A 14,091-nucleotide genomic window follows, 5' to 3' on the forward strand; every position below is an offset into this window, starting at 1 on the left:
AGACAAAGGAGCGGCTATTGGAATTTAAAAATAATTACGGCAGTTACAGTTTTTATGTCGAGGGTAATATTGTTATTGCGCAATTTAAAGGCAACTTAAACCCTGAGTTATTAAATCACTTTAAAGCCGCTCTGTTAGACACCATTGCAACGTTTAAACATCAACCTTGGGGCTATATTAGCCACTCGCCCGACGTTGTGGCCGCCACCCCTGACGCTGAAAAAAATATGATCGATGTTAGCCAAACAATGGGGATAAATAATTGCATAATGAGTGCCTTTATACTCACCTCTCCCATTGCCATAAGGCAACTACAACGTATTATGCACAGCTCAGGCCGTGACGCTCATTTACAAGAATGCTTGTTTGATGACTTGCCAAGCGCTAAGGCATTTATAAAAAGTCAGCTTACCTCAGCCGAGTAAATCAATTACACGACCGAGGTATTGTCAACGAAAAACCAAATGGGCTAGTTTTTATAAAACTGACTCTCTTTAGTAATTGAAATGCTATTGTCCTCTTGTGCGGTAATTTTAAACTGCAGCTTACTCACCTTCGTAGGTATATCATATCCATCGGCAGTAACCGTTACAGGAACACTTTTCATCAACCCTGGCTCTACCAACACAGCGTTAGGACTTTGCAAGCTCGCACCTTCTAACCCACTAATTGAAATAGAATAATGCAAAGGTTGCTGCGTTTTGTTAATGATGGTGAGTGTATAAGGGTTTTCTACTAACCCTTCATAATTTACCCGATACAGTGCGTTTCTGTCTCTAAGTACTGAGGCTTCGATGGGCGTACGTTGTAGCATCCAAGCAAACATAGAAATAATTAACAGCGCAGTTAAAGCGCCATAGCCCACTAACTTGAGCCTAAATGGATTAGTTTTTTGCCCCGCCATTTGCTTTTCACTGGCGTATTTAATTAAGCCTTTTTCGTAGCCAAACTTATCCATGGTATCGTCACAGGCATCAATACATAAGCCACAGTTAATACATTCATATTGCAGTCCATTGCGAATATCAATCCCAGCAGGACATACTTCAACACATAAGTTACAGTCTACACAGTCACCTAAATTAAGCGCTTTAGGATCGGCTTTACGTTTACGTGGACCGCGGTTTTCACCTCGTTCGCTATCATAGGTTACCACCAGCGTGTCTTTATCAAACATCACTGATTGAAAGCGCGAATACGGACACGCCACTGTACACATTTTTTCTCGTAAAAAACCTGCGTTGCCATAGGTACAAAATGCAAATAAAAACACCCAAAAACTGGTGATCCCAGACCATTCAAAATTAACCATTTCTAGGTATAAGGTTTTAGCTGGAATAAAATACGCTAAAAAAGAAGTGGCAGTTAAGAGTGAAATAACCAGCCATGCACTGTGCTTAGTAATTTTTTTACGCCACTTGGTAATATCCCATGGGCTTTTATCAAGCTTAATACGCTGGTTACGCGTCCCCTCAATACGTTGTTCCACCCAAGAGAACATCAACATCCAAATTGTTTGCGGGCAAGTATAGCCGCACCACACACGGCCAAGCCAATTAGTCACAAAAAATAACGCAAACGCCCCCACCATAAATAGCATGGCGAGAATCATAAAGTCTTGAGGTAGTAAGGTTAGGCCAAAAATAGTAAACTTTTGGGTGGCCACATCCAATAAAACCGCTTGCTGACCGTTATATTGAATCCACGGAATGGCGATAAAGCTGAGCATTAGCAGCCAACCTAAATTACGGCGTATACGCTGAAAAAACCCTTTTTGCTCGCGTATATAAATTGGCCCTTCTTCTTTGTAGGGCTTAATGATCATGTCTTCTTCTTTAATATCAAACTTCATGTTACTTACTTAATAGTGACGGGTATTAAGCAAGCACTTGCAACTTTCAGACCACACTGAAAGATAACTTAAAACATTGATATTAAATGATTTTAATAATAAAACCGGACTACAATATCGCGATATTTAGCGACTATCGCGATATATCACGGATTAACTCTGGCGACGCAGTCCTAATTTTTGCATTTTTGAGCGTAAGGTGCTCTCTGGTAAGCCCAACTTATTTGCCGCGCCTTGTTCACCTGCAATTTTCCAATTACACAGTGCTAATACGCTGCTTATATGCTGTTTTTGTGCTTCATCAAGTGTAAGCGTTGGGTTAACAGCACTCGCATCACCAGCTTTTAGCGGCTGACTTAACTGCAGTGTGGGTTGTGTAGATAAAATAACTTCTCGCTCTAACACGTTTTGCAGCTCTCTGATATTGCCGGGCCAGTCATAGGCTTGTAGTTGCCTAATAGCTTTGTTACTTAACCCCTGTAATTGCTTACCTAGCCGCTTGTTTATTTGCACAATTAAGTTTTGACATAAATAAGATATATCTTCTTTTCGCTCTTTTAGTGCTGGCACTTTGATAGGAAACACGTTTAAACGATAATATAAGTCCATTCTAAACTGCCCTGCTTGTACCATTTCCCACAAGTTACGATTGGTTGCAGCAATGATGCGAATATCAACCTTTAGGGTTTGACTACCGCCAACGCGTTCAAATTCACGCTCTTGTAATACCCTTAATAGCTTACTTTGGGACTCTAACGGCAGCTCTGCGACTTCATCTAAAAATAAGGTGCCATGATCGGCAAGTTCAAAACGTCCTTTACGACGCTCATTTGCGCCGGTAAACGAGCCTCGTTCGTGTCCAAACAACTCCGATTCTAATAAGCTAGGGGTAAACGCCGCACAATTAACTTTTATAAACGCCTGCTCATTGCGCTTGCTTAATCTATGTAAGTTACGTGCCACCAGCTCTTTGCCAGTACCGTTTTCACCAAGTATCAACACCGTACTGTCGGTTTCGCTCACTAACTGTATTTGCTGCAACATACGTTGAAATACATCACTGCGCCCTACTAGCCCTGAGTCTTGCCAATCTTGATTTAGCTCGGCAGTAAGGTAGTCGTTTTCATCTTTGAGCTGCTCGCTTAAATGCTTTACTTGCGCTAAAGCATCTTGGAGCGCGGTTTGGGTTCGCTGCTGCGCTGATATATCGCGAAAAACGGCCACGGCACCAATAAGCTGGCTATTTTTATAAACAGGGGTGGAGGTATATTCAACAGCAAAGGCGCTGCCATCTTTACGCCAAAATACTTCGTTTTTAACCTCGCGGCGTTTGCCATCAAACATGGTGCAGTAAATTTGGCATTCATCGGCAGGATAAGGCGTGCCATCGGCATGACTGTGATGATGATATTGATGTATTTTTTTACCCAGCAATTCATCGGCTGTCCAACCCGTCATTCGCTCTGCGGCTGGGTTTACAAACACCGCATTACCAGATAAATCAAATCCATATATGCCCTCACCTACCGCATTAAGTAATAAAGTAGGATCGTTTAAAAAGTTTTTTATCATTGCAGACCTCGCGAAATATCGCGAGTATTATGCCAATTCTCTCCTGCTTTAGCACCTAGTAATGGCTAAATAATGCCTTAATATCTATTTTTGCATCTAGCCGTGCTGCAATTAAATACAAGCCCGCTAGCTTACGGTGAATAAACAACGCATCAACAGGAGGCGTATGCCATTGCTGCGACTGTGCGCTTAACTGCAAGCCTGCATCTTTAATATTGCTAGCAAGCGCGCTGTTTTTAAAATCAAACTCGCCGTTATAGCGCAGTGGCTCGCAGGCCATTAAAAATAAATCAATCACTTTTTCTTTGTAATTGTCTTTGAGGGAATCTTTAAAATAGCCAATATCGGTGGCGGCATTGAGCACCCCTTCCCGATCGTTATTACTACCGGCTTTAAATAAAGCTAAATAGGCACTACTTAGCGCTGGGGTAATTTCTCGTGTGGCACCAAAATCAAATAACACTATTTTTTGTGATTCAGGTTGGTAATGAAAATTTGCAAAGTTAGGGTCGGTTTGGATTAAATTAAAGACAAACATTTCTTTAAAAAATAAATCAATCAGTTGCTCAGCAACTCGGCTTCGCTCTGATTGTGGTAAATATGTAATGCCCTCTATAGACTTGGCATCTACATACTCCATAGTTAGCACTTGCGCAGTACTGTGCTGGGGATACACGCTAGGGACTTTGAAATGCGCATTATTTGCTAACAGGTTTTTGTAACGTGCTAAATACTCAGCTTCTCGAGTGTAGTCGGCCTCTGCTAATAGCTGTGCCTTGGCTTCTGCCACTAAGGGTTTAATATCCAGCTCTTTAGGTAATAACCGCGATAAGGTAAGTAAAGTGATCACGTTATCTACGTCACTCACTACACTTTTTGCAATTCCAGGATATTGAATTTTAACTGCCAGCTGCGCGCCATTTTCTTTATAAGCTAAATGAACCTGGCCAATGGACGCCGCCGCAAACGGCCTAAGCTCAATATGAGAAAAACGCGATAACCAATCCTCTCCCCACTGCTCTTTTAAAACACTAACCAGTTGTTTGTGTGGCATCGGGTTGGCATCTGAGCGCAATAAAGACAGCAATTGAGCAAGTTCGGGGGTTAGTAAGTCGCCAGCATCCATTGAAAGCAGCTGCCCAAGCTTCATTGCCGCACCGCGCAGGTGTGAGAGTTGAGTGGCTAGGTTTTCAATATTTTTAGGCTGAAGCAATAAGCTTTTATTATCCCAGCCTTTACCAGAAAGCGCACTTTTAGCCCCGCCCACTAACATATTCGTGGCGACGCCAGTGGCTAATGAGCCTAACTTTGCAAAACGTGAAAGTCGAGATGTGGGAACGGATCGCTCATTAGCCATAATTAACCTAATCTATTAATAATAAGGTCAACTAGTACGTTTTATTACGCCTATTGGATCTAAATTATAACCGAGGGACTAGCTTAATAGCGCCTTCTACTACTTTTAAATCTAAAGGTAAATTACTTAATAATGCCATTTTAGGATCGTTCATATTTAACTTATAAACGGGGTTAACGGCTAAAAAAGCATTCATTACATCCATGGCCTCGTTATCCAGCACTTCTAAATTACCTTTAAAGCCACCGGCATCAATGCTTGAGTCGAGTAACTTAACATTACGTAAAAATACCGCTTTTTTCTCGCTGTCATAAAAAGGAGTACCCTGTATTTGCAGCTTTAAGCGCACTGGGTACTTTAATGCAAAAGCATTAATCTCGGCGCTAGAATCTGCACCTAATAAAACATAATCACTATTATCTGGGCCAATATTAACGCTTAAATCATTCACATCAAACTGCACAGGTAAGCCCATCAGGCTAACTTTTTCACTTAATTTAGGTAACTCTTTATTTAGTAACGACTCAACCTCTGAATTTGTAAATGAATAAACCGAAATACCCTGCGTACTGTTACAGGCAGTTAAAAATAGTAGTGAAATAAAAACAAAAATTTTCATGCAAAACCCTATTGGTTAATCGTATAGTCAGTAAGTAACCATAATAAAAAGCCGCTTTAATAGCGGCTTTTTCATTTTAGTTGATAAGAGCGATTGCGCTTAGGGTCTGTTGATCTTTGCGGATTAAAATTTGTTCAAACTAGGGGCGGTTTAATCGCGGCGCGAGGTTTGTAACCTAGTGGGCTAAGTAAAAACCGAGCAACAAAGAGTAAATCGTCCCTAGGCAGAACCCTTCGGGCAGCGCCTGTTTGGCATTGATGCTGCGTTATCGCCTATTAATGGGGAATAACCACACTACATAGGCTCTACCTTGCCTAAATACCAAACAGACTGCTGCAAATTTAACCTTGAAAGGTAAACAGACCCTAGTTTACAGCAAAAATAACTTTTAACCTTGCTAGTGTGTCAGTTGTGACTGAACCTTCGCTGAGTGCAATTAATTGCTTTAAATAATAGTTTAAATCAGCGTGGTCTCCACGGTGCTTGTCATCTAGCATTGCCACTTGCTCAACCATTCTTTGCGCTGAGTCATGCGAACTAACGTTGGCTAGTATTTCCATACGGGTTAGCAACTGCTCGATACTTAATGACGTTTTTACCACACCAGTGAACTGACTTGGCACTGGTTCATTATTCTCAAGCGCAACAAATAATGCGTTTAAGTTAGCTTGTTCGTTTTTGGCGGCTAATCCGGTTAGCTTTTCATCTATAGCTGACAATAAAGCGGATACTTTAGGCGTTAACGATTTAAATGGCATATACCCTTTAACTTTGGTTTGCAGATCCAGTAATTGGGCTTTACCTTCAACACTATTTAAAGCCGCCTCTAGCTCATTAAGTTCAGCTGTAGCCTGCTTATCTGACTCACCTTGCTCGCGTTTTTGCTGCTCAAACTCTTCGCTGCGTTTAGTGAATGTTGCATCATTAAACTCACGGAATTTTTGCCACAGTGCATTCTCAGCTTTTAAGCCTGCAAAACCTATGGTCTGCCATTGTTGTTGTAACTGCTTTAACTGCTGACACGCCTCTGCTAGGTTTTCACTTTGAGATAGCTGTTGCGCTTGCTCAACGAGCTCATTTTTAAGTGCGGCATTGCCTTTATGAAACGCATTAAGTGAAGATACAACTAGCTGCTGTTCTGCCTTATAACGCTCGTTTAAAATTCGGTATGTTTTAGGATCAACTTTACCTACACTACGCCATGCTTTTTGTAATCGGTTGTAGTGGCTTTCAAATTGTTTCCAATCTAAATCAGCATCCTCTGTCGCTTGTAAATGCAGTGCATGCATTTTCTCTATTAGTTGCTCACGCTCTACTTTAGCCGCTTCACGCTGGATTTCTTGCTCTGCGAAATAACTACGACAAGGTGCGAACAATAGCTCAATTTTTTCATCAAACTCATTTCCTTGCTGCTTTTCTTGCTCTGTATCAAGGCGACCTAGTTCATTCCAACGCTTACGCAATACTTTAACTTGGTCAGCACGCTGTTGCGGATCGTTACAAGGCTCATCAACTAACAGTGTTACTTCTTCTAAAAGTGCAGTGCGTTTAGGGGCCGCTGCATACTTTTGCCAATCTTTAGCATCGGCTAATTGCGCTTCTAGATCAGCTTTTAAGTTAACCAGCGGCTGTTGGTATTTCTCAGTTAGGGCATTAAATAGCTCTTCGAAGCCTTTAAATACACCAAATGCAACATTAAAACGCCCTTCTTCAATTAAACGTTTAACATCACGCGCTTTTCGCTTAGCTTGGCTTTGAGTTTTTTCTAACGGCTTAGTGAGTTCGCTCATTGCAGCTAAAAACTGCTTCTTATGGCTGTTAAGCTGAGCTTTAAATGACGTTTGTAAATCAGCGCTAAGTAAATTTAAGTGGCTGCGTGCAGTTTTAAAGATATTATTGAATGCTGTTAACTGTTGATCGTAATCGCTAAGTTGCTCTGCAGGTTTTATTTCACTAAGCGCATTGTAGGCAATTTTATATTCTTTAATCGCCGCAGTTAGCTCAGGCAACTTAGCAACTTGTGAGAATAATTGCTCAAGCTTATTAATCACTTGTTTTGATTGCTGATCAGCCATCAGTTGCGTTTTATCTAGCGTGTCTTTCGCTTGCGCTACTTTTGCATTAAGCCAATCTTGCTGAATTTGCTCTGGCGTTTCTAAGCCTAACTGTAATGCATTTTCAATTTCTTCACTTAATGCTTCTAACGTAGCTAACGCTAACACTTGGCGCTGTTGCTGAGCTAAACGTTGCTGCTCTATTTCATGTTGCGCTTTTAATGTGGCAATGTGAGCATCAAGCTTATCGGTAATTGATATATATTTAGCATCAAGGGTTTTTACATGTTCTTCACTTAGCCATTTTAATTCAAGAGCTTGCCACTGCGCCATGAGTTCTGCAGCTTGTGGGTCAACAATGGCGTAGTCATTTTTATCACGCAATGCATTAAGCTTGGCTAAAATAACACGGGTTGCGTTTTCAACTTGCGATGGCATTTCAAGCGCTAAACGCTCGTTTTCAAGATGACTTTCTAGCGCAACTTTGGCTTCACCTTGAGCATGCTTTAACAGTGCTTTAGTTAACTGCTGAGTAATGACTAAATCAACTAACTGCTTTTGCAGCTCTTCGTTTGCTTCTTTGAAGGCTTTTTCAATCAGTTTAGGGTTAGCTAGGCGTTTTAATAGCTTAACTCTCACTTGCAGTTCTTTTTCAGCAAATGCTAGTTTTTCAAGGGTTTTAACCGGTGCAAAGCGTTCAATGTACTCATTTTTAATCTGCGCCGACAAGCTACTTTCACTGTTTAATACAGCCGATGAGATTTGTTGTTCAGCAACATCTTTCAATGCCTGATCTTGTTTGTAAGCTTTCCACCACAGTGGTAAGTCGTTTACTTTTTGCAGTGCTTTACGACGAATTTCAGCCGATGAGTCTTCAAGGGCTAAGGTGCTTAAAATTGTTACGTCACGTGCCACATCAAGTTTTTCAATCGCATCTAAACGAACTTGTTGCTTTGGGTGTTTCCATTTTGGTGTAAAAAGGTGTTTAAAGATCATTTTCACTGAACCTAGCTATTTCGTTATCTGATTTGAATTCTTTTTGTAGTTGCGCTTTGGTTTTTTGGATCATTTCTCCATTTGCACCAATGGTAAACTGCTCGTTTGATTGTGCTACTTTTGCTTGGTACAACATCACTAGTTGCACTGTTTGTTGCTTTTGCTCATCTGATAAAGGCGTGCCATCTGGCCACTTTCCCGTTGCCGCGCCATACTGTAAGCGCTCAAATAATTCTGGAGTAATATTCTGTACTAGGTTGTCAATATTCATGTCATTTTTTCTTTTTCAGAGTCACTAAAATAATACGGTTAATAAGGTACCAAATACAGCCAATGCCAATGGCCGAGGTATACGCATACCACTGAAGTGTTTTTTCTTGAGGTTGTAGGAAGTACAAACAAAAGAAGCCACCTAAAAATAAGATCAGCGCTAAAAAGGAGTGGTTCATAAACATTTGCTGCTTTTTAATTCGCTGCTCACGTTGAAGTTGTTGAACTTGCTCGGCATTTAATTCAGCAACGTTACTTTGGCAATGTGGACACTGCGAATGTTTATCTGAAATTGATTTTGCACATTTGGGGCAACGAATAATCGCCATACATCTCTCTCCATACTACGCATAAAAAAAGCGCCTTTCGGCGCTTTTCATTGTACTTGTTTTATTGCTCTTTGTCTTTTTTGAATTTAACCCAATAGATGATATTAGGTTATTGGGATCTGTTTATTCAGCGTCTTTAGATTGCTTTTCAAGGCGCTTTTCCCAGAAGGTAGCATTTTTAATCCCTAACTTAACGGGATCAAATGTGATTTGGCCACCTTTTTTCTTCTGGTCTTCATAATCACTCAAACATGTTAAGGCCGGTTTAGCGACAAAGAAAATGGCTAATATACCCAATATGTTGATCCACGCCATTAAGCCAACGCCTATGTCGCCAATAGTCCATATATAACCGGAACTGTTAACCATGCCGTAGGCTACCATAAACATAATCATAAGTTTTACCACTACAAGCGGAATACTTCCTTTAAAGTAGCGATTTAAGTACGCGATATTAGTCTCAGCAATGAAGTAATAGGCTAGTATGGTGGTAAAAGCAAAGAAGAATAGAGCGATACCTACAAACGCTTCTCCAAAACTACCAAATACACTAAACAACGCCATTTGGGTGAATGCTGCTGATCCCACTTCAGTTGCTGCATCCACATTTTGTATGATGAACTGCCCTTCTGGCAAAGTACCGACTACATTGTATTGCTGCGTCATTAAAATCATTAATGCCGTTGCTGTACATACAAAAAGTGTATCAACATAAACAGAAAAAGCTTGCACTAAACCTTGCTGTGCAGGGTGATCAACTTCTGCTGCCGCCGCCGCATGAGGACCTGTACCTTGACCGGCTTCATTAGAGTATATTCCACGCTTAACACCCCAGCCAATTGCAGCGCCAAAGCCTGCTTGAGCTGTAAATGCATCACCAATAATAAGCGAGAAAATGCCTGGTACTTTGTCTATGTTTAAAAATACGATAATTAAGGCCAGTACAATGTACCCAAGCGCCATAAATGGCACTACAATTTGCGTAAAATTAGCAATGCGCTTTATACCACCAAAAATAATAAACGCTAAAACGATTAGAATAATGGCCAATGCAACCAGTTTAAAACTACCTACGTCACCAAAACTTGTAGACACCATAGTGCCATCGCCAAATACTTGAGTGAATGCGTTGCCCACAGCATTTGCTTGCACGCCCGGCAGGAAAACCCCACACGCTATAATTGCCGACACAGCAAATAATACAGCCAGCCACTTTTGCCCTAAACAACGATCAAAATAATACGCTGGACCACCGCGGTATTGGCCGTCTTCTTCTAACTTATAAATTTGACCTAATGTTGACTCCGCGTATGCAGTACTTGCACCTAAAAAAGCAACAACCCACATCCAGAAAATAGCGCCAGGGCCACCAAAACCAATTGCGGCTGCCACACCGGCAATATTACCAACCCCTACTCGGCCAGATAATGAAACAGCAAGAGCTTGAAAAGATGAAATTCCTTTTTCTGAGGTGTTAGGGCTAAATAATAGCTTACACATTTCTTTAAAATGTCTAACTTGAGCAAATCGAGTTAGTACGGAGTAAAATAAGCCTGCGCCTAGGCATAAATAGATGAGTGCATCACTCCAAACAACATCATTAACGGCGCTTACAAAAGCTTCCATGAACATCCTCACAGTTATATTTATTATTATTAATTACCATACTCTGCTACTCAGAATACCTGTCATAAGCTTTACGAAATAAGGGGTTAATCTTTTCCGTTTTTCTTATTGTTCAATCGATATTAACTTAAGTGCCCAACCTTGTTAACAGTTAATTTTCAAAACAACTTATTGTTTATTTATATTGAGCCTGCTAAGACAAGGTTTAACTAAGTGCAAATTGATTTAGACTATATGGTATTAAATCTGTCGAGAAGGTGTATTGAAACGTTTTAGTGCTGTGGTGGGTAAATGATTTTTATTTTTTGGTACGGTTGGTTTAGCTAAAAGTAACAAGGGTATCAATATTATTGATACCCTTTGAAACAAACGTTTTATCTTAAGTTGTCTACAACATTAACAATGGCTGCTAAAGTATCTTGTCCAAATTGATATGAACGACGATCTGACCAGCCATAATCTGGATCGGGTAAGTCATTATTATCTTTAAATGGCATTTCAACTGTGTAAGTTAGTGCTTTAAATTCTTCTGCTGTGGCTGATGAACCTACTGTTAAATTAGCTTGACCTGGTTCGTCTTTATCGTAGCCATGGGTATCTTGAAACTCTGGAGTAATAGTTAAAAGCGCGGCTTTAAAGCTATCTTCTAGGCCTTTTAGGCGTGCATCATAGCTTGGTATGCCTTCGCTACCGGCAACAAAATTATATGGAATGGCTTCATCACCATGAATGTCTAGGTGCATGTCTAAGCCGGCTTCGCGCATTTTATTAAGCACTAAGTAAACTTCTGGGCTGTTTTCCATGCTGGGTGTTTGCCATTCACGGTTTAAGTTAACCCCTTTAGCGTTAGTGCGTAGGTGACCGCGTGCACTGCCATCTGGATTCATGTTTGGCACGATATAAAATACCGCTTTTGATAGTAACGCTGCTGCATGAGGGTCTTCATCATCAAGTAGCTTGTGTACTAAGCCTTCTACAAACCACTCTGCCATTGTTTCACCTGGGTGTTGACGAGCAGTGATCCAAATTACTTTTTTATCGGCGCTTGTCTGACCAATTTTAAGCACGCTCATGTCACGCCCATCAAGCGTTTGACCTAGTGTTTCTAGTTGGCAAATTTCTTGGCTTTGCGCCCATGCTAATAAGTCTAAATGACGATCGTAGCTGTAAGGTGCAAAGTAGGCGAAGTAAACGCTGCTGCACTCAGGCTCAAGCTCAAATGTTAATGTGCCATTTTCATACGAAGACGGTACACGGAACCATGTTTGACGGTCGTATGAAGCGACAGCTTGGTAGTCTACCCAACCATCAGGGTATGCAGACTTATCAAGATTATTAATATTTAACTGATGAAATTGATAAGGCGTTGTCTCAAGACGAAAGTGAAACCACTGATAAAACTCAGACTGATGATCTTTATTAATTTCTAGCTGAATATTTAACGGATCGGTGGCTTCAATAACTTTAATATTACCACTGTCGAAATTGCTACTGATTTTCATTACAACAAACCTATTAGTTAACTGTGTGTCTTTGACTAAGGCATTTAGCCAAGAGGTAAATACGTGTTACTGCACTTTAAAATTGTATAAACGCGTACCCAATTTAATAAAGCGTACCATAACCGCTTCACTTTAAAAATCTTCAGACCTAAAAAAGCCAGCAAGTGCTGGCTTTTCTTAATTGCTCATATGTTTATCGAGGTAAACTTGGGAATGAGACTTCTGCCATGTCGCGCATACAGCGAACTACCTGACAGCTATAACCAAACTCATTGTCGTACCATACGTAAAGTACTACGCGGTTATCATCAACAATCGTTGCTTGAGAATCAACAACACCTGCGTAACGGCTACCCACTAAATCGGTAGAGACGATTTCAGTTGATGCTGTGTAATCAATTTGATCACGTAGGTCTGAGTGAAGTGCTGTTTCACGTAAAAACGCATTAAGCTCTTCAACCGTTGTACTCTTTTCAAGGTTCAAGTTTAAGATAGCTAACGATACGTTTGGTGTAGGTACACGGATTGCGTTACCTGTTAGTTTACCTTCAAGCTCTGGTAATGCTTTAGAAACCGCTTTCGCTGCACCTGTTTCAGTGATAACCATGTTAAGTGCCGCAGCACGACCACGACGTTCTGCTTTGTGGTAGTTATCAATTAAGTTTTGGTCATTAGTGTATGAGTGAACTGTTTCAACATGGCCATTCTTAATACCAAACTGATCGTTTAATGCTTTAAGTGTTGGCGTAATCGCATTGGTTGTACAACTTGCTGCACAGACAATTTTGTCTTCCGGTAAAATATCTTGGTTGTTTACACCGTAAACGATATTTTTAATATTACCTTTAGCAGGCGCTGTTAATAATACTTTTGCAGCCCCTTTAGATTCTAAATGCTGACCAAGGCCGGCTTCATCTTTCCAGATACCTGTGTTATCAACGACTAATGCGTTTTCGATGCCGTAGGCGCTGTAATCAACTTCACTTGGCGAGTTAGCGTAGATAACTTGAATGTAGCTACCGTTCGCTTTAATTGCATTACGCTCTTTATCGATGGTGATAGAACCATTAAATGGACCATGGATAGAGTCACGACGTAATAAGCTTGCACGTTTCTCTAAATCGCCATCTTTACCGCCACGCACAACAATAGCGCGAAGGTTTAAATCGGCATACGGCCCTGATTTTTCAATTAATAAACGCGCTAATAAGCGACCGATACGACCAAAACCGTAAAGTACAACGTCACGTGGTGCTTTTGGTTTAGAGTCAACAATTTCAGCAAGTTCATCTTTAACAAACTCTTCTACTGAACGACCATTCGCTGCATCTGTGTATAAATAGCTGTATGCTAATTTACCAATATCGATACGTGCAGAATTTAATTCCATTTTGCTGATAGCTTCTAAGAATGGGAAGCTTTCACGTAGGCGCAGTTTAGTCCCTTCAAATTGAGCTACTGATTTGTGAGACTTGATAATATCAATAGTGCTTGAATTTACTAATGGACGGCCGTAAACAGCGATTTCGATACCACGATTACGGTACAATTTACCAATAATAGGCTGCATGCTTTCTGCGTAATCTTGACGTTCTTGCCAGCTACTTGTGTATTCTAACTCGTGAGATGAGGTCATTTTTTTTACCTAATTAAACAATTTTGAACGGATAGCCTAAGAATGCATCGAATTTTGAGAGCAACGCATTCCTTCGGGCAGGTCTATTCTAATTTAATCTCATTTTATTCTCTACTGTTAGAGACTAAAGTTTAGGCTAGAATAATACTATATGAGGGTCTGTTGACCTTTGCGGATTAAAATTTGTTCAAACTAGGGACAATTTAATCGCGGCGCGAGGTTTGTAACCTAGTGGGCTAAGTAAAAACCGAGCAAAGCTTCCGCGTCCTGCTCACGCC

Annotated in this window: 11 protein-coding genes; 1 reads left to right on the plus strand and 10 read right to left on the minus strand. The window is 40.7% G+C overall.

All coding sequences use genetic code 11. The features are described from left to right. Nucleotides 1-17 precede the first annotated feature (17 nt). Entirely contained in the window at nucleotides 18-425 is a 408-nt protein-coding gene (locus tag AAEY57_RS11515) for a hypothetical protein (protein ID WP_033102666.1), read from the plus strand. 44 nt (nucleotides 426-469) lie between these two features. On the opposite strand, the gene ccoG is transcribed toward AAEY57_RS11515, so the two are convergent. The 10 genes from ccoG to AAEY57_RS11565 form a co-directional block, all read right to left on the minus strand. Beyond that, complete coding sequence (gene ccoG, locus AAEY57_RS11520; RefSeq protein ID WP_033102667.1) at nucleotides 470-1,852, minus strand: cytochrome c oxidase accessory protein CcoG; 1,383 nt, start codon at nucleotides 1,850-1,852, stop codon at nucleotides 470-472. A 153-nt stretch (nucleotides 1,853-2,005) separates the two neighbouring features. After that, a complete protein-coding gene (locus AAEY57_RS11525) occupies nucleotides 2,006-3,424 on the minus strand; it encodes a sigma-54 interaction domain-containing protein (protein WP_350607903.1) in 1,419 nt (472 codons plus the stop codon). Nucleotides 3,425-3,479: 55 nt separating this feature from the next. Then, complete coding sequence (locus tag AAEY57_RS11530) at nucleotides 3,480-4,781, minus strand: ABC1 kinase family protein (protein ID WP_350607904.1); 1,302 nt, start codon at nucleotides 4,779-4,781, stop codon at nucleotides 3,480-3,482. Between the two features lie 64 nt (nucleotides 4,782-4,845). Continuing rightward, nucleotides 4,846-5,400: a YceB family lipoprotein gene (locus AAEY57_RS11535; RefSeq protein ID WP_024601178.1), complete on the minus strand. Its 555-nt coding sequence runs from the start codon at nucleotides 5,398-5,400 to the stop codon at nucleotides 4,846-4,848. 365 nt (nucleotides 5,401-5,765) lie between these two features. Beyond that, nucleotides 5,766-8,450 (minus strand): DUF349 domain-containing protein, encoded by a 2,685-nt coding sequence (locus AAEY57_RS11540; protein ID WP_350607905.1) that lies wholly within the window; start codon nucleotides 8,448-8,450, stop codon nucleotides 5,766-5,768. Continuing rightward, the gene (locus AAEY57_RS11545) at nucleotides 8,440-8,721 is read right to left on the minus strand and encodes a YeaC family protein (protein WP_013464607.1); all 282 of its coding nucleotides are present in this window, start codon (nucleotides 8,719-8,721) and stop codon (nucleotides 8,440-8,442) included. The genes AAEY57_RS11540 and AAEY57_RS11545 overlap by 11 nt, the downstream gene beginning before the upstream one ends. 1 nt (nucleotide 8,722) lies before the next feature. Next, nucleotides 8,723-9,049, minus strand: a complete 327-nt coding sequence (locus AAEY57_RS11550; protein ID WP_013464606.1) for a hypothetical protein — start codon at nucleotides 9,047-9,049, stop codon at nucleotides 8,723-8,725. A 123-nt stretch (nucleotides 9,050-9,172) separates the two neighbouring features. Then, entirely contained in the window at nucleotides 9,173-10,675 is a 1,503-nt protein-coding gene (locus tag AAEY57_RS11555; RefSeq protein WP_024603130.1) for an alanine/glycine:cation symporter family protein, read from the minus strand. A gap of 374 nt (nucleotides 10,676-11,049) precedes the next feature. Next, complete coding sequence (locus AAEY57_RS11560; protein ID WP_350607906.1) at nucleotides 11,050-12,177, minus strand: M14 family metallopeptidase; 1,128 nt, start codon at nucleotides 12,175-12,177, stop codon at nucleotides 11,050-11,052. Nucleotides 12,178-12,370: 193 nt separating this feature from the next. Further along, complete coding sequence (locus AAEY57_RS11565; protein WP_013464603.1) at nucleotides 12,371-13,813, minus strand: glyceraldehyde-3-phosphate dehydrogenase; 1,443 nt, start codon at nucleotides 13,811-13,813, stop codon at nucleotides 12,371-12,373. Between the last annotated feature and the right edge of the window lie 278 nt (nucleotides 13,814-14,091).

Source organism: Pseudoalteromonas sp. MER144-MNA-CIBAN-0113, from assembly GCF_040308965.1.
Lineage (GTDB): Bacteria > Pseudomonadota > Gammaproteobacteria > Enterobacterales > Alteromonadaceae > Pseudoalteromonas > Pseudoalteromonas tetraodonis.

Excerpts from the sequence above, each read along its gene's own strand:
- AAEY57_RS11565 (WP_013464603.1), bottom strand. The coding sequence starts at position 13,813 with ATGACCTCATCTCACGAGTTAGAATACACAAGTAGCTGGCAAGAACGT.
- AAEY57_RS11545 (WP_013464607.1), bottom strand. The coding sequence starts at position 8,721 with ATGAATATTGACAACCTAGTACAGAATATTACTCCAGAATTATTTGAG.
- AAEY57_RS11560 (WP_350607906.1), bottom strand. The coding sequence starts at position 12,177 with ATGAAAATCAGTAGCAATTTCGACAGTGGTAATATTAAAGTTATTGAA.
- AAEY57_RS11525 (WP_350607903.1), bottom strand. The coding sequence starts at position 3,424 with ATGATAAAAAACTTTTTAAACGATCCTACTTTATTACTTAATGCGGTA.
- AAEY57_RS11540 (WP_350607905.1), bottom strand. The coding sequence starts at position 8,450 with ATGATCTTTAAACACCTTTTTACACCAAAATGGAAACACCCAAAGCAA.
- AAEY57_RS11530 (WP_350607904.1), bottom strand. The coding sequence starts at position 4,781 with ATGGCTAATGAGCGATCCGTTCCCACATCTCGACTTTCACGTTTTGCA.
- ccoG (WP_033102667.1), bottom strand. The coding sequence starts at position 1,852 with ATGAAGTTTGATATTAAAGAAGAAGACATGATCATTAAGCCCTACAAA.
- AAEY57_RS11555 (WP_024603130.1), bottom strand. The coding sequence starts at position 10,675 with ATGGAAGCTTTTGTAAGCGCCGTTAATGATGTTGTTTGGAGTGATGCA.
- AAEY57_RS11550 (WP_013464606.1), bottom strand. The coding sequence starts at position 9,049 with ATGGCGATTATTCGTTGCCCCAAATGTGCAAAATCAATTTCAGATAAA.
- AAEY57_RS11535 (WP_024601178.1), bottom strand. The coding sequence starts at position 5,400 with ATGAAAATTTTTGTTTTTATTTCACTACTATTTTTAACTGCCTGTAAC.